The 26,434-nt window shown below is 71.6% G+C and carries 25 protein-coding genes; 13 read left to right on the top strand and 12 right to left on the bottom strand.

Annotation, left to right across the window (positions count from 1 at the left end):
• Positions 1-59: 59 nt before the first annotated feature.
• Positions 60-1,067, bottom strand: a complete 1,008-nt coding sequence (locus tag AB0368_RS21050) for a hypothetical protein (RefSeq protein WP_366155601.1) — start codon at positions 1,065-1,067, stop codon at positions 60-62.
• Positions 1,068-1,353: 286 nt separating this feature from the next.
• On the opposite strand from AB0368_RS21050, the gene AB0368_RS21045 reads away from it, so the two are divergent.
• Positions 1,354-2,070 carry a response regulator transcription factor gene (locus tag AB0368_RS21045; protein ID WP_366155845.1) on the top strand — a complete coding sequence of 239 codons (717 nt, stop codon included), beginning with the start codon at positions 1,354-1,356 and terminating at the stop codon, positions 2,068-2,070.
• A gap of 11 nt (positions 2,071-2,081) precedes the next feature.
• Positions 2,082-2,969, top strand: coding sequence for a mycothiol synthase (mshD, locus tag AB0368_RS21040; RefSeq protein WP_366155600.1), 888 nt, complete (start codon positions 2,082-2,084; stop codon positions 2,967-2,969).
• On the opposite strand, the gene AB0368_RS21035 is transcribed toward mshD, so the two are convergent.
• Complete coding sequence (locus AB0368_RS21035) at positions 2,962-4,638, bottom strand: MFS transporter (RefSeq protein WP_366155599.1); 1,677 nt, start codon at positions 4,636-4,638, stop codon at positions 2,962-2,964. The two genes, mshD and AB0368_RS21035, sit on opposite strands and share 8 nt — an antisense overlap.
• Positions 4,639-4,931: 293 nt before the next feature.
• Here AB0368_RS21035 and pstS point away from each other — a divergent pair, with 293 nt between their 5' ends.
• Genes pstS through pstB form a run of 4 tightly spaced genes read left to right on the top strand, consistent with a single transcriptional unit; the run spans position 4,932 to position 9,019 of the window.
• A complete protein-coding gene (pstS, locus tag AB0368_RS21030; RefSeq protein ID WP_366155598.1) occupies positions 4,932-6,020 on the top strand; it encodes a phosphate ABC transporter substrate-binding protein PstS in 1,089 nt (362 codons plus the stop codon).
• Between the two features lie 53 nt (positions 6,021-6,073).
• Positions 6,074-7,147 (top strand): phosphate ABC transporter permease subunit PstC, encoded by a 1,074-nt coding sequence (pstC, locus tag AB0368_RS21025; RefSeq protein ID WP_366155597.1) that lies wholly within the window; start codon positions 6,074-6,076, stop codon positions 7,145-7,147.
• On the top strand, positions 7,144-8,226 hold the full coding sequence (gene pstA, locus AB0368_RS21020; RefSeq protein WP_366155596.1) for a phosphate ABC transporter permease PstA: 1,083 nt from the start codon (positions 7,144-7,146) through the stop codon (positions 8,224-8,226). The genes pstC and pstA overlap by 4 nt, the downstream gene beginning before the upstream one ends.
• A gap of 16 nt (positions 8,227-8,242) precedes the next feature.
• Positions 8,243-9,019: a phosphate ABC transporter ATP-binding protein PstB gene (pstB, locus tag AB0368_RS21015; protein WP_366155594.1), complete on the top strand. Its 777-nt coding sequence runs from the start codon at positions 8,243-8,245 to the stop codon at positions 9,017-9,019.
• Here pstB and AB0368_RS21010 read toward each other — a convergent pair.
• Entirely contained in the window at positions 9,000-9,782 is a 783-nt protein-coding gene (locus tag AB0368_RS21010; RefSeq protein ID WP_366155844.1) for an NUDIX domain-containing protein, read from the bottom strand. The genes pstB and AB0368_RS21010 overlap by 20 nt on opposite strands.
• A 105-nt stretch (positions 9,783-9,887) precedes the next feature.
• Between AB0368_RS21010 and AB0368_RS21005 the strand changes: the two genes are divergently transcribed.
• From AB0368_RS21005 to AB0368_RS20995, 3 genes are all read left to right on the top strand, one after another.
• Positions 9,888-10,862, top strand: coding sequence for a Gfo/Idh/MocA family oxidoreductase (locus AB0368_RS21005; RefSeq protein WP_366155593.1), 975 nt, complete (start codon positions 9,888-9,890; stop codon positions 10,860-10,862).
• Positions 10,863-11,377: 515 nt separating this feature from the next.
• Entirely contained in the window at positions 11,378-12,268 is an 891-nt protein-coding gene (locus AB0368_RS21000; protein WP_366155592.1) for a helix-turn-helix transcriptional regulator, read from the top strand.
• Entirely contained in the window at positions 12,255-12,458 is a 204-nt protein-coding gene (locus AB0368_RS20995) for a DUF397 domain-containing protein (RefSeq protein ID WP_366155843.1), read from the top strand. Before AB0368_RS21000 ends, AB0368_RS20995 begins: the two co-directional genes overlap by 14 nt.
• A 57-nt stretch (positions 12,459-12,515) precedes the next feature.
• Here AB0368_RS20995 and AB0368_RS20990 read toward each other — a convergent pair whose 3' ends face one another.
• From AB0368_RS20990 to AB0368_RS20980, 3 genes are all read right to left on the bottom strand, one after another.
• Positions 12,516-13,523, bottom strand: a complete 1,008-nt coding sequence (locus AB0368_RS20990) for an inorganic phosphate transporter (protein WP_366155591.1) — start codon at positions 13,521-13,523, stop codon at positions 12,516-12,518.
• 3 nt (positions 13,524-13,526) lie between these two features.
• Positions 13,527-14,153: a DUF47 family protein gene (locus AB0368_RS20985; protein WP_366155590.1), complete on the bottom strand. Its 627-nt coding sequence runs from the start codon at positions 14,151-14,153 to the stop codon at positions 13,527-13,529.
• 156 nt (positions 14,154-14,309) lie between these two features.
• Complete coding sequence (locus AB0368_RS20980; protein ID WP_366155589.1) at positions 14,310-15,239, bottom strand: hypothetical protein; 930 nt, start codon at positions 15,237-15,239, stop codon at positions 14,310-14,312.
• 124 nt (positions 15,240-15,363) lie between these two features.
• Between AB0368_RS20980 and sigJ the strand changes: the two genes are divergently transcribed.
• On the top strand, positions 15,364-16,260 hold the full coding sequence (sigJ, locus tag AB0368_RS20975; protein WP_366155588.1) for an RNA polymerase sigma factor SigJ: 897 nt from the start codon (positions 15,364-15,366) through the stop codon (positions 16,258-16,260).
• On the opposite strand, the gene AB0368_RS20970 is transcribed toward sigJ, so the two are convergent.
• Entirely contained in the window at positions 16,243-16,749 is a 507-nt protein-coding gene (locus AB0368_RS20970) for a DUF402 domain-containing protein (protein WP_366155587.1), read from the bottom strand. The two genes, sigJ and AB0368_RS20970, sit on opposite strands and share 18 nt — an antisense overlap.
• A 164-nt stretch (positions 16,750-16,913) precedes the next feature.
• Here AB0368_RS20970 and AB0368_RS20965 point away from each other — a divergent pair, with 164 nt between their 5' ends.
• On the top strand, positions 16,914-18,872 hold the full coding sequence (locus AB0368_RS20965; protein ID WP_366155842.1) for an ATP-dependent DNA helicase: 1,959 nt from the start codon (positions 16,914-16,916) through the stop codon (positions 18,870-18,872).
• A gap of 18 nt (positions 18,873-18,890) precedes the next feature.
• Here AB0368_RS20965 and AB0368_RS20960 read toward each other — a convergent pair whose 3' ends face one another.
• Positions 18,891-20,150, bottom strand: a complete 1,260-nt coding sequence (locus AB0368_RS20960) for an AI-2E family transporter (RefSeq protein WP_366155586.1) — start codon at positions 20,148-20,150, stop codon at positions 18,891-18,893.
• A gap of 131 nt (positions 20,151-20,281) precedes the next feature.
• Here AB0368_RS20960 and AB0368_RS20955 point away from each other — a divergent pair, with 131 nt between their 5' ends.
• The gene (locus AB0368_RS20955; protein ID WP_366155841.1) at positions 20,282-20,578 is read left to right on the top strand and encodes a co-chaperone GroES; all 297 of its coding nucleotides are present in this window, start codon (positions 20,282-20,284) and stop codon (positions 20,576-20,578) included.
• Here the strand turns inward: AB0368_RS20955 and AB0368_RS20950 are convergent.
• Together AB0368_RS20950 and AB0368_RS20945 are read right to left on the bottom strand one after the other, a co-directional pair.
• Complete coding sequence (locus AB0368_RS20950) at positions 20,575-22,419, bottom strand: PrsW family intramembrane metalloprotease (protein ID WP_366155585.1); 1,845 nt, start codon at positions 22,417-22,419, stop codon at positions 20,575-20,577. The two genes, AB0368_RS20955 and AB0368_RS20950, sit on opposite strands and share 4 nt — an antisense overlap.
• A gap of 101 nt (positions 22,420-22,520) precedes the next feature.
• Entirely contained in the window at positions 22,521-23,714 is a 1,194-nt protein-coding gene (locus tag AB0368_RS20945) for an FUSC family protein (RefSeq protein ID WP_366155584.1), read from the bottom strand.
• 32 nt (positions 23,715-23,746) lie between these two features.
• Here AB0368_RS20945 and AB0368_RS20940 point away from each other — a divergent pair, with 32 nt between their 5' ends.
• Positions 23,747-24,397: a metal-dependent phosphohydrolase gene (locus AB0368_RS20940; protein ID WP_366155583.1), complete on the top strand. Its 651-nt coding sequence runs from the start codon at positions 23,747-23,749 to the stop codon at positions 24,395-24,397.
• Here AB0368_RS20940 and AB0368_RS20935 read toward each other — a convergent pair.
• Positions 24,378-24,650, bottom strand: a complete 273-nt coding sequence (locus AB0368_RS20935) for a DUF4031 domain-containing protein (RefSeq protein WP_366155582.1) — start codon at positions 24,648-24,650, stop codon at positions 24,378-24,380. The genes AB0368_RS20940 and AB0368_RS20935 overlap by 20 nt on opposite strands.
• Positions 24,647-26,428, bottom strand: a complete 1,782-nt coding sequence (locus tag AB0368_RS20930) for a glycerol-3-phosphate dehydrogenase/oxidase (protein ID WP_366155840.1) — start codon at positions 26,426-26,428, stop codon at positions 24,647-24,649. Before AB0368_RS20930 ends, AB0368_RS20935 begins: the two co-directional genes overlap by 4 nt.
• Between the last annotated feature and the right edge of the window lie 6 nt (positions 26,429-26,434).

Here is a 26,434-nt window from a genome sequence, read left to right as displayed (position 1 = left end):
CTAGTCCGACCCTCGACGGTGGGGCACGGTATATGCCCAGTGCCAGCGCGCCCTACGCCCTACCCCAGGAACAGGACGGTCAGCGCGTACGTGGCCGGCAGGGTCAGCGAGAACGCCCCGAGCGGACCCTGCATGTGCCGCGCCACCCAGAACGTCGGCGCGTCACCCGCCATGCTCCGGCCGGCCTCCGAGTAGTTCACCGCGAGGTCGACGAGCCCGGCGATCCCCGCGACGGCGAAGCCCAGCAGCGCACCCTTGGCGGGGGTGAAGGGCAGCACCAGCACGCTGCCCAGCCCGGCCGCGGCGAGTGTGCCGAGCATCGCGCCGAGGACGATGCCGGCGGCGCCGCGCGGCACCTGCGCGGCGATGCGCGGCTTGGGCCAGGCCGCGTCGGTGAGGTGCGCGACGAGCAGCGACAGGGCCACCGCGGTCAGGCACACCAGGATGGCCTGGGTGCCGACCGGCTCGCGGGTGAGCACGATCAGCAGCGCGAACGACACCACGCCGAGGACGATCAGGAAGGTGCCACCGAGGCCGTCCCGCAGGCGCGACCGGTCCCCGGCACGGATCGCCTGGCCGGCCAGGGCCGCCACGAAGGCGCCCGCGGTCACGAAGACCAGCGGCAGCACGCTCACCGGCTCGGTGGTCACCGCCAGCCGGTCGGCGTAACCGCCGGCCACCGCACACACGCCCGCCACGATCCCGGCCGCGGGCGGCCGGATCGCCATGGTGAAGGCCAGGACGTAGAGGAGCTGCACCCCGAAGATCACGATCGCGTACGGCAGCCGCGCGTCCGGCCCCGACGTCTGCGCGCCGAGGATCAGGCCGACCCCGAGCAGGGCCGCGAAGCCGGCGACAGCCACCGACAACTCCCGGCGCACCGGGGCGACCGGGATCTCCTCATCGGGCTCCTCGTCCTCGGACGCCTCCCGGCGCGGCGGGCCGGGGTCCTTCTCCGGGGCACCCGCGTAGAAACCGGACGACGACCGTCCCGGCGCGGACCGGGCGATCTCCCGGGAGACGTCGTCGTCCCAGGCTTCGCTGTCACGCGGGGTGGAGGGGAACACGCCTGCGATGGTGCCAGACCCGGGCGCCCGCGTCCCCATCGCGTGCCGAACGGCCGCGGAAACGGTCGGGTAAAAGGTTGATGACAATGGGGCCGTTCGGCCACCCGGGGAGTGTTCAACACATCACCCGGCGATGCTGGCGGGGTGATCGAGCACATGCTTCGGTTAAGGTGAACCCAGCCACCCGTCGGTGACGCCGGGACGAGACCCTCCGGTTGCGTGCGCCCTGAGCTGCGCAGACCGGGTCACCCGAAGGCGGCTCCACGCCGCGAGGATCGAGGTGAGTGTGGAAATCCTCCTGTTGGTCACCGCGCGTGCGGGAGAGACCTCCGCCGTGCTTCCCGCGCTGGACCTGCTGCCCCACTCGGTGCGCACGGCGCCGCGCGACGTTCGCACCCTCGTCTCCGGACCGAGCCCCGACGCCGTGCTCGTCGACGCCCGCTCGGAGCTCTCCGAGGCTCGCGCCACCTGCCGCATGCTGCACGCGACCGGCATCGGTGTGCCGCTGATGGCAGTGGTCACCGAGGCGGGACTGATCGCCCTCAACGCCGACTGGGGTGTCGACGACGTCATCCTCGCCACCGCCGGACCGGCCGAGGTGGAGGCCCGCCTGCGCCTGGGCGTCGGCCGCCTGAACAACGCCACCGCGGGCGCCGGCGGTTCCGTCCGGGCCGGCGAACTGACCATCGACCCCGACACGTACGCGGCCAAGCTCAAGGGCCGGCCGCTCGACCTCACGTACAAGGAGTTCGAGCTGCTCAAGTTCCTGGCGCAGCACCCGGGCCGGGTCTTCACCCGCGACCAGCTGCTGCGCGAGGTCTGGGGCTACGACTACTTCGGCGGCACCCGTACGGTCGACGTGCACGTGCGGCGGCTGCGCGCCAAGCTGGGCTCGGAGTACGAGTCGATGATCGGCACCGTGCGCCAGGTCGGCTACAAGTTCGTGCTGCCCCCGACCGGCCGCCAGCTGCCCGACAACGAGCCCGTCTCGATCCCGGTCTGAGCCCGGCCACCATGACGGACGTCCGGTCCACGGACCGGCTCACCCCCGCCGAGGCGGCCGCCGTGCTCGCGTTGGCCGCGGCGGCCGACGAGGCCGACGGCGTCCAGCCCCTGTCCGAGGACGGCGTGCTCGGCCTGCGCGGCGACGCGCACCGGCATCTGCTGTCCACCGCCGACGACGGCGACCTCGCGGGCTACGCCTATCTGTCCGGCACGTCCGGTGAGCTGGTCGTGCACCCGAAGCACCGGCTGCGCGGGCACGGCACCGCCCTGCTCGCCGCGGCGGGCGCCCTGCTCGGGGGCGACGGGGGGCTCCAGTTCTGGGCGCACGGCGACGAGCCGGCCGCACGCGCGTTCGCGGAGAAGGCCGGCTTCACCCGCTCGCGGGTGCTGTGGCAGATGCGCCGCCCGCTCGCCGACCTGCCCGACGTGCCCCTGCCTGCGGACGTACGGGTGCGGGCCTTCGTGCCCGGCCAGGACGACGCCGCCTGGCTGGGGGTCAATTCGCGGGCCTTCGCCCACCACCCCGAGCAGGGCCGGTGGGCCGAGGGGGATCTACGGCTCCGCTTCGCCGAGCCGTGGTTCGACCCGGCCGGCTTCCTGCTCGCGGTCGATCCCGCCGACGACCACCTGCTCGGCTTCCACTGGACGAAGGTGCACCCGGCGGAGGGCGGCGAGCCGGCGATCGGCGAGATCTACGTGCTCGGCGTCGACCCGGGTGGCCACCGCCGCGGCCTCGGCGCCGCGTTGAGCGTGGCCGGCCTGCGCCACCTCGGCGGCCGGGGCCTGAGCCACGCGCTGCTCTACGTGGACGAGTCGAACACCGCGGCGGTGGCGCTCTACCGCCGCCTCGGCTTCGAGATCCACTCCACCGACGTGCAGTACACGAGGGCTAGCTAGACGCCAGCTTCTCGTCCGCGCCCAGCAGGAACACCGGGCAGTCAGCTGCGTCGGTGAGGGCCGTGGTGAAGCTGCCTTCGGCGAACTGGACCGCGGGCGTATGAGCCGAGCGGCCCACCGCGACGGCCCGCGCCCGCAGGACCGCAGCGTGCTGGGCCAGCACCCGCCCGGCCGCCGCATGGTCGCCCACGCTGGTCAGGATCTGCCCGGTCGCGGCGACGCCGTGCCCGGCCAGCCGCTCCAGGTGCTCGCGGACCGCCGCGCGGGCGTGCTCCGCGTCCTCGGGCTCGATGGCGAGCTCCTCCACGATCACGGTCTCGCGGATCCGGACCACTTGCAGCGCGCAGCCCTGGTCCCGCGCCAGAGCGGCGGCAGCGTCGACGATCTCCGCCGCGTCCGGCGTCGCGCCGACGGCCACCAGGACCGGACGGGATTCCGGGGACGCCGCGGCGCCGACCGGTTCCAGGGCCGATCCGACCGGCTCGACCGCCCCGGACTCGGCGGCGGCCACCAGCCGATGCCCGGTCGCCAGCACGGGGATAGCCAGCAGGAACGCGACGCCGCCCACGTAGAACGGCACGCCGAGGTCGGTGGCGTCGGCCAGCTTGCCGGCGGCCAACGGGGCCAAGCCGCCGCCGATGAAGCGGACGAAGCCGTACGCGGACGAGGCGACCGACCGCTCGACCGGCGCCACCAGCATGACCGCCTGGGTGGTGAGCGTGTTGTTGATGCCGATGAAGGCCCCACTGACGATCACGGCGACGATGACGGTGGACGGCGTCGTGACCCCGGCGGCGATGACGACCATGACGACCGCGAGGGCCGCCAAGTTCACATACAGGACCGGTGCGGTGCCGAAGCGGGCCTGCAGGCGCGGCGCGACGAAGACACTGAAGATCGCGACCAGCAGGCCCCAGCCGGTGAAGACGAGTCCCAGCTCGTGCGCGTGCAGCTCCATCGGGTACGGCGCGTAGCCCAGCATCGTGAAGAAGCCCCAGTTGTAGAGCAGCGCCATGATGCCCATGGTCAGCAGCCCGCGATGCCGCAGGGCCCGCAGCGGCGCCCCCAGCGAGGTGGGGCGCTCGGGCCGGGGCAGTGCGGGCACGAAGAGCAGAGTCGCGATCATGGCGATGGCCATCAGCACGGCGACCCCGTAGAACGGGCCGCGCCAGCTGATGCTGCCGAGCTCGCCGCCGAGCAGCGGGCCGACCGCGATCCCGAGGCCCAGCGCGGTCTCGTACAGGATGATCGCCCAGGCGAAACCGCTGGTCGCGGAGGCGACGATGACAGCGAGGCTGGTGGCGATGAACAGGGCGTTGCCCAGCCCCCACCCGGCCCGGAAACCGACGATCTGCCCGACGGTGTCGGACGTACCGGCCAGGGCCGCGAAGACGACGATGATCGCCAGGCCGACGACCAGGGTGCGCTTGGGGCCGATCCGGCTGGCGACCGCGCCGACCACGAGCATCGCCACCGCGGTGACCACCAGGTAGCTGGTGAACAGCAGCGAGACCTGGCTCGGCGAGGCGTGCAGGTCATCGGCGAGCGCGGGCAGGATCGGGTCGACGAGACCGATGCCCATGAACGAGATGACGCAGGCGAAGGCGACCGCCCACACGGCACGGGGCTGCTTGAACGGATTCGTAGCCGGCTGGTGAGGCACTGTCATATCTGTATTATGCAGCTATTTTGACGCCGCCGGCATCGTGTCGCACGCCACTCCAGGGCCGGCCAGGTTAACGGAAATGGTTGGACAACCCGGACACCGGCCCCCCGGTTCACGTAACGGACAACCGCGCCTCAGCCAAAGGCAACGAACAAGGGTCGAACCGTTCACCCTTCGTTCATTTAGGCCCGGGAAGCCGGTCACCTGGCCCTCCTAACTTTCCGGGTGTGCCGATGAGACCTCGGCCGGCCGGGACCAGGGAGCCCGGAGATGTATCTCCATCCGAAGGGAAAACCGTGAAGCTCCAGCGGTACTACGTTGCCGGCATTGCCTTGACGACCGCGCTCGCGCTCGCCGCGTGCGGCTCTGACAACACCGACAGCCCGGCGGCCGGCGCCTCCGCGGCCTCGAGCAACTGTGCCGGGGGACAGCTGACAGCCCAGGGCTCGTCCGCGCAGAAGAACGCGATGGACGAGTGGATCAAGACCTACCAGGGTCAGTGCGCCGAGGCGAAGATCGGTTACGAGGGCACCGGTTCCGGCGCCGGCATCCAGGCGTTCATCGCCGGCACCGCCGACTTCGCCGGCTCGGACTCCGCCCTCAAGCCGGAGGAGCAGCCGCAGGCCGACGCCAAGTGCCCGGGTGGCCAGGCGCTCAACCTGCCGATGGTGACCGGCCCGATCGCGGTCGTCTACAACGTCGACGGCGTCGAGGGCCTCCAGCTGTCCGCCCCGACCATCGCCAAGATCTTCAGCAACAAGATCACCAAGTGGAACGACCCGGCCATCGCCGCCGAGAACAGCGGCGCCAAGCTGCCGGCCTCCACGATCCAGGCCGTGCACCGCTCGGACGAGTCGGGCACCACCGACAACTTCACCAAGTACCTGAGCAAGACCGCCGAGGCGGACTGGACGTTCGGCAACGCCAAGGCCTGGAAGGCCCCGGGCGGCACCGGCGCCAACAAGTCCGACGGCGTCGCGTCGCTGGTCAAGGGCACCGCGGGCACCATCTCCTACGTCGAGCTCTCCTACGCCGAGAACAGCGACCTGCAGCAGGCGAAGATCAAGAACGGCGCGGGCGAGTACGTCGAGCTGACCGGCGAGAGCGCGGGCAAGACCATCGCGGGCGCCAAGGTCGCGGGCACCGGTGACGACCTGAAGCTCGACATCGACTACGCCACCAAGGAGGCGGGCGCGTACCCGATCGTCCTGGTCACCTACGAGATCGCCTGCAGCAAGGGCAGCCCGAAGGCCGCGGCCATCAAGGGCTTCCTGAGCTACACCTCCAGCACCGGCGGCCAGTCGGCGCTCGGCGACCTGGGCTACGCCCCGCTGCCGGAGTCGGTCCGCAGCAAGGTCGAGGCCTCGGTCGCGAAGATCTCCTGAGCCACCGCACCACAGAGCACGAACCCCCCGACTAGACGACAGCGAGCGAGCGAATGGGTGACTATCCCTCCCGCTCGGCGAACCCCAGCGCCGGCGGACCAGGTGTGACAGCACGTCACGCCGGGTCCGCCGGCACCGGCGTATCGCCGATCCCTCCCGACGACCGCCCGCCGCTGGGCGGCGGGGGCGCACTGCCCAGGAAGGCCCGGTTCTCCATGGAGACCGGCTTCCGGGGCCTCAGCACGGCCGCCGGCGCGATGGTGCTCGTCATCATCATCGCCATCGCGATCTTCCTGGTCAGCAAGGCGGTGCCGGCGCTCGACGCGGACACCGAGAGCTTCCTGTTCTCCAAGGAGTGGTTCCCCAACGAGACGCCGCCCCGCTTCGGCATCGCCGCGTTGGCGTTCGGCACCCTGCTGACGTCCGTCATCGCGCTGCTCATCGCCGTACCGGTCGCACTGGGCATCGCGCTGTTCCTGTCGCACTACGCGCCGAAGCGGCTGGCGACGCCGCTCGGGTTCATCATCGACCTGCTCGCCGCCGTACCCAGCGTGGTCTTCGGCCTCTGGGGCCGCGACGTCTTCTCCCAGCCGGTCGCCGATTTTTCGGTCTGGCTGAACAAGTACTTCGGCTGGCTGCCGATCTTCGGCGGCGACGGCCCCTTCGGCCGCTCGATCCTGCTGGGCTCACTGGTACTGGCGATCATGGTTCTGCCGATCGTCACCTCCCTGTCGAGAGAGGTCTTCCAGCAGACGCCCGCCATGAACGAGGAAGCCGCGCTCGCCCTGGGCGCGACCAAGTGGGAGATGGTCCGCACGGCGGTGCTGCCGTACGGCAAGCCCGGAGTCATCGCTGCGGTGATGCTGGGGCTCGGCCGGGCGCTCGGCGAGACCATCGCCCTCGCGCTCGTCCTCAGCACGAGCTTCTCCATCTCGTTCAACCTGATCCAGAGCGGCGGCAACTCCATCGCCGCGAACATCGCCAACACCTTCGGCGAGGCGACGCCGACCGGCCGCGGCGCGCTGATCGCGTCCGGCCTGGTGCTCTTCGCCATCACCCTGGTGGTCAACATGGCCGCCCGGGCGATCATCTACCGCCGCCGCGAGTTCCGGGACAGTGCCGCATGAGCCTCCTCGAGCGTGAAACCTCCGGCGTCGTCATGACGCCGGACCACATCCGGTCGCGGAAGCTGCCGGTCGCCGCCGACCTCGGCATCGCGGCCGTCGCCCTGCTGCTCTCCGCGGCGGTCGTCCTCGGCCTCGGCATCGGCAACTGGGTGCTCGTCGTCGTCCTCGGCATCGTCCTCTACCTGCTCGGCCTCTACTTCGGGGCGAGCCGGGTCGAGGGCAAGCGCTCCGCGCGCAACCGCATGTGGCGCGCGGCCATCTACGTCGCCTGCGTGCTCGCGATCCTGCCGCTCGCCTCGGTGGTGTGGACGCTCGTCGCCAAGGGCGCCGCCCGGCTCGACGGCGACTTCTTCGGCACGTCGATGAACAACATCGGCGCGCGGGACCCGAACGGCGGCGCGTACCACGCGATCATCGGCACGCTGGAACAGGTCGGCATCGCCACCCTGATGGCCGTACCGCTCGGCGTGCTCGGCGCGATCTACCTGGTCGAGTACGGGCGCGGCAAGTTCGCCCTGACGGTCCGCTTCTTCGTCGACGTCATGACCGGCATCCCCTCGATCGTCGCCGGCCTGTTCGTGCTGGCGTTCTGGGTGCTCATCGTCAGCCCGTGGTTCAACGACGGCACGCCCCGCTTCTCCGGGTTCGCCGCCTCACTGGCGCTGACCGTACTGATGCTGCCCACGATCGTGCGGTCCACCGAGGAGATGCTGCGGCTCGTGCCCGGGCCGCTGCGCGAGGGTGCTTATGCGCTGGGCGTACCGCAGTGGAAGACGATTTTGAAGGTCGTCCTCCCCACCGCCCTGCCCGGCATCGTCACCGGCATCATGCTCGCCGTGGCCCGCGCCGCCGGCGAGACGGCACCGGTGCTCCTCGTCGCGGGCGGGGCCGCGGCGATCAACATGGACCCGTTCGGCGGCAACCAGTCGTCGCTGTCGCTCTTCGTCTACCAGCAGGCCAGCGATGCCTCGAAGTACGCACCGGCCCGCGCCTGGACGGCGGCACTGACGCTCGTCGCCCTGGTCCTGCTTCTGACCATCGCAGCGAAGCTGCTCGCCCGCCGCAACCGGCTGTCCTGAGGTAAAGGTGTCCCCCATGGCCAAGCGCATCGAGGCGAGCAACGTCTCGTCCTACTACGGCTCGTTCAAAGCGATCGACAACATCTCGATGACCGTCGAGCCCAAGACGATCACCGCCCTGATCGGCCCGTCCGGCTGCGGCAAGTCCACGTTCCTGCGGTCCATCAACCGCATGCACGAGGTGCTGCCGGGTGCCCGCATCGAGGGCCGGCTCACCATCGACGACCAGAACATCTACGACGCGGACGTCGACGTCACCGCCGTACGCCGGATGATCGGCATGGTCTTCCAGCGCCCCAACCCGTTCCCGACGATGTCCATCTACGAGAACGTGGTCGCCGGCCTCAAGCTCAACGGCCTCCGGAAGAAGTCGGCGCTGGACGAGGCGGCCGAGAAGTCGCTGCGGTCCGCGAACCTCTGGGACGAGGTCAAGGACCGGCTCAACCGCCCCGGCGCGGGCCTGTCCGGCGGTCAGCAGCAGCGGCTGTGCATCGCCCGTACCATCGCGGTCGAGCCGCAGGTCGTACTGATGGACGAGCCCTGCTCGGCGCTCGACCCGATCTCGACGCTGGCGATCGAGGACCTGATGTTCAAGCTGAAGGACCGCTTCACGATCATCATCGTCACGCACAACATGCAGCAGGCCGCCCGGGTCAGCGACAAGACCGGCTTCTTCTCGATCGACAAGACCGGCGAGCCGGGCCGCCTCATCGAGTACGCCGACACCCAGAAGATCTTCAGCAACCCGAGCGAGAAGAAGACCGAGGACTACATCACGGGCCGCTTCGGCTAGGCAGGCGCACAACCGCGCCGCCGTCGCCGGTCAGCTCCACCTCGGGGATGATCGGCACGGCGGCGTTCCGCTGCGCGCTCGCTGCCACGAGATCTTCCATCTTTCGGTACGGGGACAGCTCGTCCAGTGTCACCCGCGTAGGCGGCAGCATGGCCAGGCCGTCGGCGGCCGCCGGGCTGATCCAGGTGGTCGCGTCAGCCTCCCCGGACACGTCACGCGCCATCTGCCCGTCCGGCAGCAGCGCAACGAAGAACCAGGTGTCGAACCGCTTCGGCTCGAACACCGGCGTGATCCAGCGAGCCCACGGCAGCAGCAGGTCGTCGCGCAGGCGCAGCCCGCGCCGGGCCAGCAGGTCGGTCATGGTGAGCTCCCGACCGGCCACGGCCCGCCGGTCCGCCTCCCAGTCCTCACCGCTCACGTCGCCCACAGTGCGGTCCGGCTGGTCGACGGGACCGGCCAGCAGCACGCCCGCCTCCTCGAAGAGCTCGCGCGCTGCCGCGCCCACCACCGCTCGCGCCTGATCGTCCGGCACACCGAGCTTCTCGGCCCAGTCCTGCCGGATCGTCTCGGGGCGGTCGTCCGGGTCGACCCGGCCACCCGGGAAGGCATGCACCCCGCCGAAGACCATCGTCGTCGCGCGCCTGAGGACGTACACGTCAAGGGTTTCGGGGTCGAGAAGCACGACGGTGGCCGCGGCGCGCGGCGTCGCCGGGACGCCCCGGAACTCGCGGGCTTTCTGGACCATGGCGGGCGGCAACGGCATCACTCGGGTCACCACCCGATCCTCCCCCATCCCCATCCGACCACCCCACCCACCACCCATGACCGGGCTGAAGGCCGCTGTCCTTCCGGCGTTACGGTGGCGACCATGACGACCACGCGCTGGGGCATTCTGGGCACCGGCGGCATCGCCGCCACGTTCGCATCCGATCTCCCTCTCGTGCCCGGCGCCGAGCTGGCCGCGGTCGGCTCCCGCACCCCCGAGGCGGCCGCGGCCTTCGCGCAGCGGCACGGCGCCGCCCGCTCGCACGGCTCGTGGGCGGAGCTGGCGGCCGACCCCGACATCGACGTGATCTACGTGGCGACACCGCACGCCCACCACCACGCCGCGGCGATGGCGTGCCTCGCCGGCGGCAAGCCGGTGCTCTGCGAGAAGCCGCTGACCCTGGACCGGGCCGCGGCGGCCGAGCTCGTCCAGGAGGCGCAGAACCGCGGCCTGTTCCTCATGGAGGCCATGTGGATGCGCTGCAACCCCGCGATCCGCAAGATCCGGGAGCTGACCCGCGACGGCGTCATCGGTGACGTGGCCACGGTCCACGCCGACCTCGGACTCCAGGGCCCGTTCGAGCCGACCCACCGGCTCCGCGACCCCGCCCTCGGCGGCGGCGCCCTGCTCGACCTCGGCGTCTACCCGATCCACCTGGCCCACCTGCTCCTCGGCACCCCGGCCACCGTGCGGAGCTGGGCCCACCTCACCCCGGAAGGGGTCGACGAGACCACCGGCCTGCTGCTCGGCTACGAGTCCGGCGCGGTGGCCGCGCTGACGTGCAGCATCTCGGGGGCGTCGCGCAACGCGGCGTCGATCACCGGCACGCTGGGCCGGATCGACCTGCCGGAGGGCTTCTACGCGCCGCACTCGTTCGTCCTGCGCCGCAAGGACGGTGAGGCGGAGACCTTCGACTTCCCCTTCGAGGGCCACGGCTTCCACTTCGAGGCGGTCGAGGTGCAGCGCTGTCTGGCCGAAGGGTTGCGGGAAAGCCCGCTTGTTCCGCACGCGACGACGCTCGACATCATGGAACTGATGGACGCGATCCGGGCAGAGATCGGCGTTGCCTACGCGTAGCCCTTTCCCCGGCCGCACCGTCGGCCGGGCCGGCGATGCCAGGCGCCTGAGCTCGGCGGCGCCGATTCCTCCGCGTCAGGTCCGCCTCGCCACTCCGGATCGCCGCGTCGAAGATGATGGAATCGAGAGCCGCCTGGAGTATCTCGGCCTCACTGATCGTGAGTCGTGCGGCGCAATGACGGGAGCCAGAAGCCGTCACCAAATCGATCATCACCTGGCGGCCGCCGGCGATCGAATCGCGTGCCAGCGCCACCGTGACCGCGCCTCGCGCATTTTCGGCGCCATCTTCCGGCGAGGCATCGCCGACGGTTACTTGCACGGTCATTGTCTCCTCCGATGACTCTAGCGATGCCGTCGATCGTCACGCGCGGGCAGGCTCCGTGCAAGGTTCCAAAAGGCGATATCTCATGTTGACCATTGACGATGGAGCATTGCCCGCGTAGACCTACCAGAGCGCACTGTGGAGGACTCCAAGATGGAAGGTTTCGGCGGTCAGAACGGAAGGCGGTCGGAGTATGGTGGTCGAAGGCAGTGGCTCGACGGTGCCCCGCCGCACTCTCGGCATCGGCCTTCGTGCCGCCAGGGAGAAGGCGGGTGTCAAGCTCAAGGACGCGGCCGCTCTGCTCGGCGTGAGCGAGCAGACGATCTGGCGGATCGAGCAGGGCACCACCTCGACCAAGCCGCCGTACGTCCAAGCTCTCTGCGACGCATACGGGGTGCATGACGGGATGCGCGAGGTGTTCGTCGGACTCGCCCGCGAGACTCGATCGCGGGGGTGGTGGCACGCCTACGGGGACGTCCTCCCCACCTGGTTCGAGGCATACGTAGGACTGGAGCAGGCAGCCCAGCGCATACGGATCTTCGACCCGGCCATGATCCCGGGCCTTCTGCAGCACCGGGAGTACACCGGGGCCTTCATCAGGGTCGAGCGCCCCGGCTGGTCGGAAGGCGACATCGAAAAGACGATCGAGTTGAAGCAGTCCCGGCAACAGTTGCTGACTCGCTCCTTCCCGGCTCCACCCTCAGTCGACGTGATCATCGGCGAGACGGTGCTCATGGCCGAACCAAAGCCGGAGGGAATCATGCGCAGGCAGGTCTGGCACTTACTGAAGGCGACGGAACTGCCGAACGTGTCGATCCGCGTTCTCGACCGGCGGGTCGGGCCGCATCGAGCCTCCCTCGCCGGTGCATTCAGATTATTGAGCTTCCCGGAGCAGAACGGCAGCGCACCCCCACCCACGGTCTACAGCGAGAACCTGACCGGCGCCCTCTACCTGGACAAGACTTCCGAGATTGCAGAATATGCCGGAGCCTGGGAGGCGATCTCCGATGCCGCCCTACCGAAGCACGACACCATCGAGTTGTTGAAAGAGTGTTTGAAGGAGTTGAACGATCGTGAGCGTTGATCTCACCTCAGCGGTATTCAAGAAATCACGGCTGTCCGGTGACAACGGCTGCGTCGAGGTCGCCACGAATCTCGCCGAGATCGTCGCAGTGCGCGACAGTAAGGATCTGGCTGGACCGGTCCTGGTGTTCAGCCAGGCCGAATGGACCGCGTTCGTCGGCGGCGTGCAGGACGGCGAGTTCGACCTCTAGGCCGAGACATGACGAGCCCCGCCCTCCGGAGGGAGAACGGGGCCCGTGCAAGACCGGTCAGCCGAAAAGCGGCCGTACGCAGAAGTAGACGATGCAGGCGATGCCCGCCGCCGCTGGGAAGGTCGTCAGCCAGGCGATGACGATGTTGCCGGCCACGTTCCAGCGGACGGCGGACAGCCGCTTCGTCGAGCCCACGCCCATGATCGCAGAGGTGATCGTGTGGGTCGTGGAGATCGGGGCCTTCAGCACGAGGGCGTTGAAGAACAGCACCGAGCTGGCCACCATCTCGGCCGCGAAGCCCTCCGCCGGGCCGAGGTCGATGATCTTGCGGCCGAGGGTACGGATGATGCGCCAGCCACCGGCGTACGTGCCGGCCGCGAGCACCGACGCCGAGGTCCAGAACACCCACCACGGGATCTCCGTGGCGCTGTCCTGGAAGCCGCCGGTGTAGAGCGCGAGCACGATGATGCCCATCGTCTTGGCCGCGTCCTGCATGCCGTGCCCGACGGACATGAACGCCGCCGAGATGGTCTGGGCGGTCCGGAAGCCGCGGTTCAGCTTGCCCGGCTGGCCGCGCCGGAAGGACCACATGATCGCCACCATGACGAGGAAGCCCAGCAGGAAGCCGACGAACGGCGAGGCCACCATCGGGATGATGACCTTCTCGAGGATGGTGTCCCACTGGATGGTGCCGTCGTGAGCGAAGAGCGTCGCGCCCACCAGGCCGCCGAACAGCGCGTGCGACGAGGACGACGGCAGGCCGAAGTACCACGTGATCAGGTTCCAGGCGATCGCGCCGGCCACGCCGGCGAAAACCACGCCCAGGCTCGGGATGCCGACCGGGAGCTTGACCAGGCCGTCCCCGACCGTCTTGGCGACGCCGGCGCCGAAGTGGGTGCCGATGAAGTTGCCGACCGCGGCCATCGCCAGGGCCACGCGCGGGGTGAGGGCCCGGGTGCTGACGCTGGTGGCGATGGCGTTCGCCGCGTCGTGGAAGCCGTTGGTGTAGTCGAAGGCCATCGCGGCGATGATCACCGCGAGGACCGCTATCAGCTCAGCGGACAAGGCCTAGGACTCCTTGACCGTGATGGTCTCGACGGTGTTGGCCACGTGCTCGAAGGCGTCGCAGGCGGCCTCGAGCTCGTCGGCGACCTCCTTCATCTTCAGGACCGTCAGGGCGTCGTACTCGCCCGAGAAGAGCCGCACGAGCAGCATCCGGTACGCCCGGTCGCCGTCGTTCTCGAGCCGGTTGATCTCGATCCAGTACTCCTCGAGGCCCTTCATGCTCTTCAGCCTCGGCATCGAGTCGGCCGTGAGCTTGGCCTGCTGGTCGAGTACGTTGACCAGCTCGTGCATCTCGCGCGGCAGCGACGGCAGCTCGGTCAGGCCGTACAGGTAAAGCAGGTTGCCGACCGCCTCCAGGTGGTCCATGACGTCGTCGAGCTGCGAGCCGAGCGAGTAGATGTCCGCGCGGTCGAACGGCGTGATGAAGGTGGAGTTGATCTTCTTGTACAGATCGTGGGTGATCTGGTCGCTGTCGTGCTCGACGTCGGTCAGCCGGTCGCTGACGGACTGCACGTCGACGCCGGGCAGGGCCAGCTCGTTGAGCAGCTCCGTTCCCCGGACGAGGTTCTGAGCGGCTCGGGTGAACAGCTCGTAGAAGGCGCCCTCGGTGGGGCGGAAGGAGAACTTCACGGCGCGAACCTCGTTTGGCGGGTGGACGGGTCTGGCGGATTCCCGGGGAATGCTAAGTAACAGGTCTCCCGTTGCGGAGCCCGCCTACCCCTGCTCAGCAGCAGTTCAGGGTGCGTTCACTTGGCGTTAACCTTGAACGGTCGCTTATGGGATCTTTCAGACCGTCTGCGCCATGTCGGTCCGCCGCGGAGTGGGCGACGGCCGCCGCATGACGGGCGGCGGAAGAACCCGGCGTACCGGATTGCGCCGCAGGTGGCGGGCGAGCCCGGCCTGGTCGGCGTCGGCGATGACGTCCACGCCCGCCTCCCCCAGCTCGGTCCAGACCGCCTGCCGCGCCTTGCGCGTACCGGACGGGAGCCCGCAGATCCGCAGCGTCCGCCCGTCCTCGTGCGCGGAACGCACCAGCGCGTGCAGCAGGTGTCGCTCCTCGGCCGGGATGGGCTCGCAGCCGTCCCAGCCGAAGCGCCGGGTCCAGTGCTCGCTGATCATCGGCACCAGGTCCGGCGGGGCGGTCGCCGAGCCGATGTCGTCGAAGGAGCCGTCGGCGAACGCGTACCGCTCCTGCTGGGCCGCCAGCAGGTCGCGGGCGTCGACGATGCCGGCGATCGACACGGTGACCGCGCCGGCGTGCAGCGTGCCGTCGACGCAGCGGCTCAGCAGCGGCGCGTGGTCGCGCAACTGCTGGTCGAGCATCCGGTACGCCCGCAGCAGCGCCTCGGCGTCGCGTACCGGACCGGTGAACTCCACGACGAGCCGGAACGGCACCCGCTGGTCCCGGCACAACCGGCCGCCCCGGGCGTGGGCCCGGGAGAAGAGCGGGCCGAGCACGAGCCGGCGCAGCGTACGCCCGGGACGCGGCGCACCCGGTCCGAGATAGAGCTCGCCGTGCGGGCCGGGCCGGACCGGGACGGTCAGGCCGGCGAGCCCGCGCCGCAGCACGTCGGGCAGCGGGTCCAGGTCCTCCTCGCCGACCAGCGCATGCGCCGCCGGCAAGTACGGGCGCGGCCTGCGAGCCACCGCGATGCCGAGGGTCGTCACGCCGGTGACTCCGGCGAGCCCGGCCAGGCCACCAAGGAGCGTCGCCATGTCGTCCGCCACCGTCCTACCCCCCGTTTCCCCCCGCCGCGAATCGGGCGAAAAGCCCCTATAGCGTTCACCACTGTGTCACACGTGACACCGAGGACCGGGCAATGTCGCGCAGAATTCCTCCATGCCGTCTTTGGCCGTGGACGAGTTCGAGACCGAGCGCCCGCACCTGCTGTCAGTCGCCTACCGCATGCTCGGCAGCCACGCCGAGGCCGAGGACGCCGTGCAGGAGGCGTGGCTTCGCTACCACCGGGCCCGCGACGCGGGCGACGACATCCAGGACCTGCGCGGCTGGCTGACCACTGTCACCGGACGGATCTGCCTCGACGTGCTCAAGTCCGCCCGGGTACGCCGTGAGGCCTACCCCGGCCAGTGGTTGCCGGAGCCGGTGGTGTCGCGCCTGGACGACCCGGCCGAACGCGTCACGCAGCGCCAGGAGGTGAGCCTCGCCCTGCTGGTGGTGCTCGAGAAGCTGGCCCCCGAACAGCGCGTCGCCGTGGTCCTGCACGACGCCTTCGCGGTGCCGTTCGAGGAGATCGCGGAGGTCCTTCACACCAGCGTGGCGGCGGCCCGCCAGCACGCCTCGCGAGGCCGCAAGGCGATCGCCGACGGGCAGGCCCGCAACACCGCCGACCGCGCCGAACAGAGCCGGGTCCTGGAGGCGTTCCTCACCGCGGCGGCCGACGGGGACCTGCGGGCGCTGGCGGCGGTGCTCGCCCCCGACGTCGTGACCATCGGCGACGGCGGCGGCGTGGTCAGCGCGGGCCGCAACCCGGTCTTCGGCGCCGACAAGGTGGCACGCTTCTGGGTCGGCGTCTTCGGCCGCATCGAACGCGAGGTGGCCGCCATGTCGGTGGAGCCGGTCCTCGTCAACGGCGACGCCGGCGTCCTCGTCAGCGGACGCTACGCCGACGGGCGCGAGCTGCTGTCCGTGCTGTCGGTGGCGGTCGCCGACGGCCGCGTCACGGCCGTCTACAACCAGCTCAACCCGGCGAAGCTCGGCTCAGTCGCGGACCGTTGACAACCATTTCCGGTACGCGGAAGCGAACGGCTCGGTGCCGTCGCCGAGCGCGACCACGAGCCGGCGGGCCGCCGCGCGCGCCTCGCCCACCACGTCGTCCGGGTAGCCGAACGCCACCCGGTGCTCCTCGAACTCGTCCTCGTCCCGCAGCTCGACCAGCCCCGAGTCACGCCGGCGGGACACGTCCAGGTCGAGGTCGACGATGTGGACGGTGTCGCCGTCCCAGCGCGCCGGGGTGGTGATGTCGCAGTAGACCTCGCTCGTGCGCGGCGGAGGGTTGAACATGCCGGTCCACCACGCGTTGTGCGGGATGAGCAGCACGAACGGGATCTGCTCGACCGAGGGCTGGCCGTGGTATACGGACGCCGTGCCGCGCGTCACACCCACCCAGACGCCCAGGTCGTCCTCATTGAGACGGCGGGCGGGATAGTCGCGGTGAGCCGATCCGTCGTACTTGGTGTAGACCACCCGGACCATCTCACTCGGCATGACAAGACCCTAACGGTGCGCCGGTTTCGTCGGTGGTGGCGGGTACGGTCTTCGACGTGACTGCCCCCGCCAAGTCCCGCCGCACCACCGCCGCCGCCAAGGACCTGCTCGCCGCCGCGGTCGGCGCGGTTCCCGGAGGCGCCTCCCGCCCAGGTCAGGAGCAGATGGCGACGGCGATCGAACGGGCCGTACGGCAGAAGGAGCACCTGCTCGTCCAGGCCGGTACGGGCACCGGCAAGAGCCTCGCCTACCTGACGCCGGCCCTGCTGGTCGACGGCCCGGTGGTGGTCTCCACCGCGACGCTCGCCCTGCAGAACCAGCTCGTCGAGCACGACCTGCCGCGGCTGGCCGAGGCCGTCGAGCCGGTGCTGGGCCGCCGCCCCACCTACGCGGTTCTCAAGGGCCGGCACCACTACCTCTGCGTCGCCAAGCTCGAGCACGCCGACGAGGAGGAGCCCGCCGACACGCTCTTCGACGACGCACCGCCCCGGGCCACCCAGTGGCTGGGCGAGGCCGGGCGGCTCGGCAAGCAGATCCTCCGGGTCCAGGAGTGGGCGGAGAAGACGAAGACCGGCGACCGCGACGAGCTCGACCCCGGCGTCGACGACACGGCGTGGCGCCAGGTATCCATGCCGGCCCGCGACTGCGTCGGCGCGGCCCGCTGCCCGTACGGTGCGGAATGCTTCGCCGAGGCGTCCCGGGCCCGCGCCCGCGAGGCGGACATCGTGGTGACCAACCACAGCCTGCTCGCGGTCGACATGCTGGCCGAACGCAACATCGTGCCCCCGCACAAGCTCCTGATCGTCGACGAGGCCCACGAGCTGGCCGACCGGGTCTCCTCGGCCGCGCAGGCGGAGCTCACCCCGGATGCGGTGGAACGCGCTGCGAAACGCGCCCGCCCGCTCATCCCACCGGCCGTGGCGGATTCCCTCGCCGGGGCGGCCGACGCTCTCACGGTGGGCCTGGCCGACCTGCCCGCGGGCCGGCTGACCACCGGCCTGCCCCCGCTGCTGCACCAGGCCGTGCTCCTGACCGACGCGGCGACCCGCGCGGCCCTCGAGGCGATCGGCGACATCAAGGCGGACGACCCCGACCCGGTCCGCAAGCAACAGGCCAAGGCGACCCTCGACGACGTGTCCACGACCGCCCAGCGGCTCCTCGAGGAGTCGGACTTCGACGTGGCCTGGGTGGAGAAGAGCGACCTGGGCACCGGCCGCCGGGCCGTGGTGGTCGCGCCGCTGTCGGTGGCGGGCACGCTCGCCTCCAACCTGTACGACGAGCGCACAGTCGTAGCCACCTCGGCGACGCTGACGCTCGGCGGCCGCTTCGACACCGTGGCGCGGTCGCTCGGCCTGCCCGGCGCGTCCCCGGGCTCTGCTACTCCCGCCGCACCGGTGCCGGCCGCGCGTTCCGGTTCGGGCCTGAGCCCCGATGCGCCGCCGGTGTCCGGGGAGGGCTGGACCTCCCTCGACGTCGGCTCCCCCTTCGACTACCCCAAGCAGGGCATCCTGTACGTGGCAGCGCACCTCCCCCGCCCCGCCGCCTCGGGCCTGCCGGACGCCGCGGGCGAGGAGTTGCTGAAGCTGGTGGAGGCGCTCGGTGGCCGTACCCTCGGCCTGTTCTCGTCGCGCCGCGCGGCGACCCAGGCCGCGGAGCTGCTGCGCGCCAAGACCGACCTGCCGGTCCTGCTCCAGGGCGAGGAGACCCTGCCGATCCTGGTCCGCAAGTTCAAGGAGCAGAAGGAGAGCTGCCTCTTCGGCGTGATGTCCCTGTGGCAGGGCGTCGACGTCCCCGGCGAAGCCTGCCAGCTCGTGGTGATCGACCGCCTGCCCTTCCCCCGCCCCGACGAGCCCCTCGCCGCCGCCCGCGCCGCCGCGGTCGACGCGACGGGTGGTTCCGGTTTCGCCTCGGTCAGCGTGCCCATCGCGGCGATCCGCCTCGCCCAGGGCGTCGGCCGCCTGATCCGCTCCACCGGCGACAAGGGAGTCGTCGCGGTCCTGGATTCACGCCTGGAGACGGCCCGGGGCTACGGCGCCTTCCTCCGCAAGTCCCTGCCGCCGTTCTGGTACACGACCCGCCCGGACGTCGCGCTCGGCGCCCTGCAGCGCCTCGCCAAGCAGTAACGGACCTCCGGGGAGCGCTTACGTCGTCGCGCTGGCCGTGACCACCACCGCGTCCGGGGGGACTTCCGGGCGGCGGCGGGCAAGGCGGCGGATGCCCGTGTTCAGGACCGCGATCAGCGGAACCGCCACCAGCGCCCCGATGATGCCGGCCAGCACCACGCCCGAGGCGATGCCGATGATCACCACGAGCGGGTGGATGGCCACCGCCCGGCCCATGATCAGGGGCTGCAGGACGTGGCCCTCGATCTGCTGGATGAGGATCACCGCGCCCAGCAGGATCAGCGCGACGATCCAGCCCTGGTCGACCAGGGCCACCAGGACGGCCACCGCGCCGGAGACGCTGGCGCCGACGATCGGGATGAAGGCTCCCAGGAAGACCAGTGCGGCCAGCGGGAAAGGGAACGGGATGTGGAGGATCACCAGGGCCAGCCCGATGCCCGCGGCGTCGATGAAGGCCACCAGGACCGTGGCCCGCACGTACGAGCCGAGCGTCGCCCACGAGGCGTCACCGGCGTCGGAGAGGCTCCAGCGGGCGTTGACCGGGAACAGGCGTACCAGGAAACGCCAGATCTTGCGGCCGTCGCGCAGGAAGAAGAACGTCGCGAAGAGCACCAGGAGCAGGCCGGTCAGCACCTCGGCCAGGGTGGCGGCGGTGGCGAAGCCGGTCTCCGTGAGCTGGGAGGTGTTCAGGTTGATCCAGCTCTGTGCCGAGTCGATGGCCTGGTCGACCTGGTCCTGCTTGAGGTGCAGCGGGCCGGTCCGGGCCCAGTCCTGGATCTGGCGGATACCCGCGCTGGCCTTGTCGGTCAGTTGCGGCAGCCCGTCGACGAACTGGTTGACCACCAGGGTCAGCGTCCCGGCCACCGCGCCGATGCCGCAGATCAGCACCAGGAACGTGGCGAGCGACGGCGGCAGGCGCAGCTTCAGCAGCCAGCCGACCGCGGGCGCCAGCAGCGCGGACAGCAGCAGGGCGATCGCCAGCGGGATCACCACGATGCTGACGGTGCCGATGAAACGCAGCAGCACCCAGCCCACGACCCCCACGACGATGAGCCGCCACGACCACGCGGCGGCGATCCGCAGCGAGTGCGGCACCTCGGCGTCGTCCCGGCTGGCGATCGAGTGGTGCTCGAACGACGGTGAGAACTCCGGCGGCTCGAATTCGACCTCGGCGTCGTCGGCCGGGCGCTCGGTCTCGGCCCGAGCCGTCCGCACCGACTCGCGGCCTGACTCGTACGCCCGGCGCAGATTCGCCCGGACACGCTGCAAGCGGCTCAACCGCCAACCCCCTCGCCGTCGACACGCGGTCTTCACCGTAGTGCAGACCGGCACACGTGCACGTCAGGAGTGGGGCGTACCGTCCTAGCGTGAGCACCGACACCCAGACCGAGGCCGGGCTGCCCATCCGCATGCTGCACGACCGAGTCCTCGTCCGGCTCGACGGCGGCGAAGGGGAACGCCGATCGAGCGCCGGCATCGTCATCCCCGCCACCGCCTCGATGGGCCGCCGCCTCTCCTGGGCGAAGGCCGTCGGCGTGGGGCCGAACGTCCGTTCCATCGTGGTCGGCGACCGGGTCCTGTTCGACCCGGAGGAGCGGGCCGAGGTGGAGCTGCACGGCAGGGAGTACGTGCTGCTCCGGGAGCGGGACGTGCACGCGGTCGCGGCGAGCCGGGTCGAGTCCGACGGGACCGGCCTCTACCTCTAGTACCCCGGCGGCGGGCCGTAGTTCGGGGGCGGCTGCTGACCGTAGGCAGGCGGCTGCCCATAGCCCGGCGGCTGTCCGTAGCTCGGAGGCGGGCCGTAGTTCGGGGGCGGGCCGTAGCCGGGGGGCGGGCCGTAGCCGGGGGGCGGGCCGTAGTTCGAGGGCGGGCCGTAGTTCGAGGGCGGGCCGTAGTTCGAGGGCGGACCGTAGCCGGGGGGCGGGCCGTAGGCCGGGGGGCGGCCGTAACCCGCGTACACGGGAATCTGGGGTGCCATGCGCACCGGGACCGGCACCACCGGCTCCTGCGGCGGCGGCACCGTGCGGGTAACGCCGTCCGGGAACGCGATCTGGTAGTTCAAGCCGTCCCAGAACGCGAGCGGCATCTGCGGGTCGCGGCCGATGAAGACCGAGCGGTAGCCCGTGATGTCCGTCAGCAGCTTCTGCTCCTCCTCCTGAGCCCGGTGCAGCTCCTCGGGCCCCCGGTGGAGGCCGCGCTGCATCCCGTCGCGCAGCAGGGCGAGCTGTGTCGCCGCCGCCTGGAAGCCGCGCATCGCCCGCAGGCCCGCGTCGCCCGCGACCCGCTTGGCCCATTGGCGGGCGGAGTGGCGCCGGCCGAGGCTGCCCAGCGTCGCCACTTCCGGCGGGGAGAGCCAGCCCGAGCGGACGTAGTGCGGCAGGGTGCGCTCGCTCAGACGACCCTCGTAGCCGCGCAACGCGATGGCGAAGCCCAGCGCCGCGAAGAAGAACGGGACCATGAAGCCGAGGTAGCCGTACAGCATGATCAGGGTCTCGCCGGTGGCCACGGAGAGCGTCGGCAGCAGGTTGAAGGTGCCGTGCAGGATCATCGCGAGCAGCAGGCCGGCGATCGGGGCGAGCCAGCGCACCCGGCGGTCCGCCGAACGCGCCGCGATGCCGAGGCCGATGCCCGTCATCGAGGTGAACAGCGGGTGCGCGAAGCCGGTGAAGAGGATGCGCACGATGAAGATGAGGAAGAGGTTCTGGATGCCGGTCGCCGGGCCGTACTGGTCGGCGCCCGCCGCGTAGCCGTGCCCGCCCAGGTAGAGCACGTTCTCCACCATGGCGAAGCCGAGCGCGGAGAGGCCACAGTAGACGATGCCGTCGGTGATGCCGGACCACTCGCGGCGCCGGCGCCAGAACAGCAGGATCGGGCCGAGGGCCTTCATCGACTCCTCGATGAAGGGCGCCACGAGCACCGCGACGAGCGCGTCCGGCAGCCCGAGCTTGTCGAAGCCCCAGGCGGCGAGGCTGTTCACGCCGATCGCCACGAGGGTGGCTACGGCCGAGCCCCAGGCGAAGCAGAACACCAGGTAGCGACTCGGCTCGGGCTCGTAGCGGTCGAGCCAGAGGAAGCAGCTGACCAGCACGGGGACCGGCAGGATGGCGGCGGTGAGACCGACCACCAGGCCGACCGGGCCGTTGCTGACGCCGAGGATGATCAGCATCGCGACCGCGCAGGCCGCGATGAACCCGATGATGCCTACGAGCGGTAACCAGCGGCGCCAGCCTGCGCGGCGGCCCGGCATCGGCGGCAGCTTCGAGGGCGGCTGGGCGGCCTCGTCGAACGGCACCGCGTGGTCGGACGGGGGCGCCACGACCGCCGGGCCCGAGGCCTCCGGCAGGGGGCCCGGGAACGCCGCCGGGGCGGCGTAAGCCGGCTCGGGAGCCGAGAAAGCGGCCGGGGCGGCGGAGACCGGGCCCGGGGGCGGGAACGCGGCCGGCGCCGGAGGCGGGAACGCGGCCTCCGCCGGGGTGGCGGGGGCGGGCGGCCCGGATCCCGGGTGCGGTGCCGGGGCGGGCGGTCCGCCCGGAGCTTCGTCGGCCATGCCGCCAGCGTAGCCACCCGGCCGAGCCCCGGCGTCCGCGCGGCGAGGCAAACGATCAAAGCGCAGCGAGGCAAGCGATCAGAGCCCGGTGATGACGAGGATCAGGATGCCTCGCGCGCCGGGGGGCCCGGGCCGCGGCGACGGGGCATACGCCCCCGCCCGTGCCACCCGACGGCCCGCCGCACCAGCCGGGGCGCCTCGGCGTACTCGATGCCGGTGGCCCGCAGCAGATCCGTGACCGTCGTCCGGACCTGGGCCACCACCACCCCGCCGGAGAACCCGACCCCGTCGTCGTAGGCCTTCCCGGACTCCGCCGCCGCCCGCAGCGCCCGCTCCCGGGTCGCCTCCGGCTCGGCGCCGCGGGCCCATTCGTGCCGCAGCAGGTCGACGGCGTCGCCGAGGAGGGCGACGGAGGTCGGCAGGCACCGCGGGATGCGCTCCTCGTCGTCGATCGCCGTGATCACCCGCCGGGTCAGTACGCGGACATTGCGCAGGGCGTACGTGAGGTGGGGCGCGCCCTCGACGTACTGGCTCAGCGCACCGCGGGAGCGCCACCGGGCCGGCGCGAAGGCGACGTTCTCGCTGGCCGCCGCGGCCGCCTGGACGAACGCGGCGAAGTTCCCCTCGGCGGCGCGCAGGCGGGCGAGCGCGGCCCGGACCTCGTCGGCGTCGGCCTGCTCCATGCCCTGAGCCACGGCGTGCAGCCCTTCCGCCATCGCCTCGAGCGCCGGGTCCGCGGAGCGGCGTACGACGGTCAGCGGGTTGAGCGGGAGCAGCAGGGTCATCACCACCAGGCCGACCGCGCCGCCGACCAGGGCGTCGAAGAAGCGGGTGTACGGCAGCCCGGTGGCCGACGTGAGCGTAGCGACCAGCACCGCCGAGGAGGCCGACTGGACAACCAGCGGCGTTCCGCCCCCGACGGCGGCGGCGACCAGGATGGCGAGGACCACGACCAGCCCGATCTGCCACGGGCCGGAGCCGATGAGCTCGATGATCGCGTCGCCGACGCCGATGCCGATGGCCACGCCCAGGACCAGTTCGGCCGTGCGCCGGGCCCGCTGCCCGACCGACGAGGCGAGGGTGATCACGGCCGAGATGGGTGCGAAGAACGGACTCTGCCGCCCGATGACGTCGTGGGCGAGGTACCAGGCGATGCCCGCGCCGGCACCGGCCTGCATCGCGAGCCCGAAGCCGCCGCGTACCCGGGCCCAGCCCGCGCGGGCCCCGGAGCGGGACCGGCCGCGGAGCTCGGCCAGGACGGCGGCCAGCCCGCGCTGGGACCCGGCATCTGTCATGGTTTCCGACCCTAACCGGCCGGCATGCCAGGATGGCGGCCGTGACCTCTCTTGTCGACCGTTGGGTCGCCGCGGCGCGGGGCGCCGGGGCGACCGCCGCCGAGCCGGACCTCGAGGCGGCCGGCGCCTACCTGCTCGGGCGCTGGTCGGAGCCGCAGCGGCAGTACCACGACGTGAGCCATCTGACCGCGGTGCTGGACGTGGTGGACGACCATGCCGCGCTGGCGGCACACGCCGACCGGGTACGCCTCGCCGCCTGGATGCACGACGCGATCTACGACCCCCGGGCGCTGGGTGACGCCAACGAGCGGGACAGCGCCGCGTTCGCCGAGGGGCTGCTCACCACCCTCGGCGCCCCGCCCGGGATCGCGGCCGAGGTGGCCCGGCTGGTGGGGCTGACCGCGGGGCACGCCACCGAGGAGACCGACCCGGACGGCGAGCTGCTGTGCGACGCCGACCTCGCGATCCTGGCCGCCGAGCCGGAGCGCTACACCCTTTACACCGAGGCGATCCGCCGGGAGTACGCGCACGTACCGGAGGACACGTTCCGGGCGGCCCGGGCCCAGGTCCTCGTGTCGCTGCTGGAGCTGCCGGCGATCTACCGCCACGCGCCGCTGCACGAGGCGTGGGAAGAGAAGGCCAGGAAGAACCTCGAGAAGGAGCTCAGGACGCTCGCCGGTTGAGGTGCTTGGGGCGGCGGAGCCCGGCCGCCCGCAGCCGCACCGGCAGGTCCCGGGAGGGGACCAGGGCCGCCCCGAGCCACAGCGCCATCGCGAAGCGGGACTCCGGGATGTCGTAGTGGTCGCGGTCGAACCCCCGCCGGGGTACGCCGAGCATCTCCGCGAACACGTGCAGTTCCTCGTACGCCACGTCGCTGACGAGGTGGGACCAGAGGCGTCCCCGGGCCGGCCAGCGCGGCTCGTCGACGAGGATCAAAGGTCGACGTGGAGCAGGTCCGTCCCGCGGTCGGCCGCGTATCCTCGCACGTCCGCGACGCCGAGGCGGGCCGCGTCCGCGGTGAGGTCGTCCGGCATCTTCTGCGACTGCCGCTCGGCCTCGACCCGCGCGAGGTAGTGCTCGACCTCGCGGGCCCGCACGGCGTCGTCCCAGCCCAGCGCGTCACCCATGACGGCGGCTGCGTGCCGCGCGGTCTCCGCGCCCCGGTGCGCGGTCTCGATCGAGATACGGGTACGCCGGGTGAGCACGTCGTCGAGGTGCAGGGCGCCTTCGGCGGTGGCCGCGTACGCGATCTCGGCGGCGAGGTATTCGGGGGCGCCGGCCAGCGGCGTGGCCAGCTCCGGCTCCGCCGCGATCATGGCGAGCAGGTGCACCGAGAGGGTGCCGTACCGCTCCAGCAGGTGCTCGATCACGCCGGCCGTGACGCCGTGCCGGCGGGCGATGTCCTGCCGGTCGCGCCAGGCCGCCGCGAACCCGTCCGCGCCCAGCAGCGGCAGCTGATCGGTGCGCGAGGGCCGGTCCACGCCGAGCCGCCGGACGGCCCGGTCGATGACGTCGGCGGCCATGACCCGGTACGTCGTGTACTTGCCGCCGGCCACGAGCAGGAGCCCGAGCATCGGCTCGATCACGGCGTGCTCGCGGGACAGCTTCGAGGTCGAGTCGGCCTCGCCGGAGAGCAGGGGGCGCAGGCCCGCGTACACGCCTTCGATGTCGTCGGTGGTGAGCGGCCGTTCCAGCACCGTGTTGACCTGGTCGAGCAGGTAGCTGATGTCGCGCGCCGACGCGGCCGGATGGGAGCGGTCGAGCCGCCAGTCGGTGTCGGTGGTGCCGATGATCCAGTGCCCGCCCCACGGGATGACGAACAGCACCGAGGTCGGGGTCCGCAGGATCAGGCCGGCGTCGCCGGTGATCGCCGAGCGGGGCACCACGAGGTGGACGCCCTTGGAGGCCCGCACCCGGAAGCCGGGGCGGACGCCGACGTCGTTGAGCATCTGGGACATGTCGTCGCTCCACACGCCGGTGGCGGCGACGACGGTGCGGGCGCGCACCTCGAACTCGGGCGAGTCGGGTGCCTCGAGGTCGCGCACCTTGACGCCGACGACCTCGCGGGCCTCCCGGATGAAGCCGGTCACCCGGGCGCTGGTCACCACGGCCGCGCCCAGGCTGGCGGCGGTGCGGGCGAGGTTGACCACGAGCCGGGCGTCGTCGACCTGCCCGTCGTAGTAGCGGATGGCGCCGGTGATCCGGTCGGCCCGCAGGCTGGGGAACATGTGGCGGGCGCCGTCGCGGGTCAGGTGCCGGTGCAGTGGCATGCCGCGGCCCTGGCCGAACACCCCGGCGAACACGTCGTACGCGGCCACGCCGAGACCGAAGTAGAGGCGGTGCCACACGCGGGCGGGCGGCGACGCGGACTCCAGCGGCACGAGGATCGGCACCGGCCGGACCAGGTGCGGCGCGAGGCGGCTGGTCAGCAGGCCGCGCTCGGTGAGGGCCTCGTGCACCAGGTGCAGCTCGAGCTGCTCCAGGTAGCGCAGGCCGCCGTGGATGAGCTTGCTGGACCGGCTGGACGTGCCCGCGGCGAAGTCGCGCGCCTCCACGAGGGCGACGCTCAGGCCGCGGGAGGCGGCGTCCAGGGCGGCGCCGGCGCCGGTGACCCCGCCGCCGATGACGAGCACGTCGAACTGCTCGTCGCGGAGCCGTCTGAGATCGGCGACGCGGCGGACCGGGGAGAGCCGCCCGGCCGAATACCGGGACACGGTGGG

The organism is Actinoplanes sp. NPDC051475 (assembly GCF_040689425.1).
In the GTDB taxonomy this organism is placed as follows: domain Bacteria; phylum Actinomycetota; class Actinomycetes; order Mycobacteriales; family Micromonosporaceae; genus Actinoplanes.
Note: the sequence above shows the minus strand (reverse complement) of the source record. Positions and strands in the feature narration are given on the sequence as shown.

What these genes read in the sequence shown, in the direction of transcription:
- mshD (WP_366155600.1), top strand. Translation starts at nt 2,082, where the DNA reads ATGACGGACGTCCGGTCCACGGACCGGCTCACCCCCGCCGAGGCGGCC.
- AB0368_RS21035 (WP_366155599.1), bottom strand. Translation starts at nt 4,638, where the DNA reads ATGACAGTGCCTCACCAGCCGGCTACGAATCCGTTCAAGCAGCCCCGT.
- pstC (WP_366155597.1), top strand. Translation starts at nt 6,074, where the DNA reads ATGGGTGACTATCCCTCCCGCTCGGCGAACCCCAGCGCCGGCGGACCA.
- pstA (WP_366155596.1), top strand. Translation starts at nt 7,144, where the DNA reads ATGAGCCTCCTCGAGCGTGAAACCTCCGGCGTCGTCATGACGCCGGAC.
- pstB (WP_366155594.1), top strand. Translation starts at nt 8,243, where the DNA reads ATGGCCAAGCGCATCGAGGCGAGCAACGTCTCGTCCTACTACGGCTCG.
- AB0368_RS21010 (WP_366155844.1), bottom strand. Translation starts at nt 9,782, where the DNA reads ATGCCGTTGCCGCCCGCCATGGTCCAGAAAGCCCGCGAGTTCCGGGGC.
- AB0368_RS21005 (WP_366155593.1), top strand. Translation starts at nt 9,888, where the DNA reads ATGACGACCACGCGCTGGGGCATTCTGGGCACCGGCGGCATCGCCGCC.
- AB0368_RS21000 (WP_366155592.1), top strand. Translation starts at nt 11,378, where the DNA reads ATGGTGGTCGAAGGCAGTGGCTCGACGGTGCCCCGCCGCACTCTCGGC.
- AB0368_RS20980 (WP_366155589.1), bottom strand. Translation starts at nt 15,239, where the DNA reads ATGGCGACGCTCCTTGGTGGCCTGGCCGGGCTCGCCGGAGTCACCGGC.
- sigJ (WP_366155588.1), top strand. Translation starts at nt 15,364, where the DNA reads ATGCCGTCTTTGGCCGTGGACGAGTTCGAGACCGAGCGCCCGCACCTG.
- AB0368_RS20970 (WP_366155587.1), bottom strand. Translation starts at nt 16,749, where the DNA reads ATGCCGAGTGAGATGGTCCGGGTGGTCTACACCAAGTACGACGGATCG.
- AB0368_RS20965 (WP_366155842.1), top strand. Translation starts at nt 16,914, where the DNA reads ATGGCGACGGCGATCGAACGGGCCGTACGGCAGAAGGAGCACCTGCTC.
- AB0368_RS20955 (WP_366155841.1), top strand. Translation starts at nt 20,282, where the DNA reads ATGCTGCACGACCGAGTCCTCGTCCGGCTCGACGGCGGCGAAGGGGAA.
- AB0368_RS20950 (WP_366155585.1), bottom strand. Translation starts at nt 22,419, where the DNA reads ATGGCCGACGAAGCTCCGGGCGGACCGCCCGCCCCGGCACCGCACCCG.
- AB0368_RS20945 (WP_366155584.1), bottom strand. Translation starts at nt 23,714, where the DNA reads ATGACAGATGCCGGGTCCCAGCGCGGGCTGGCCGCCGTCCTGGCCGAG.
- AB0368_RS20940 (WP_366155583.1), top strand. Translation starts at nt 23,747, where the DNA reads ATGGCGGCCGTGACCTCTCTTGTCGACCGTTGGGTCGCCGCGGCGCGG.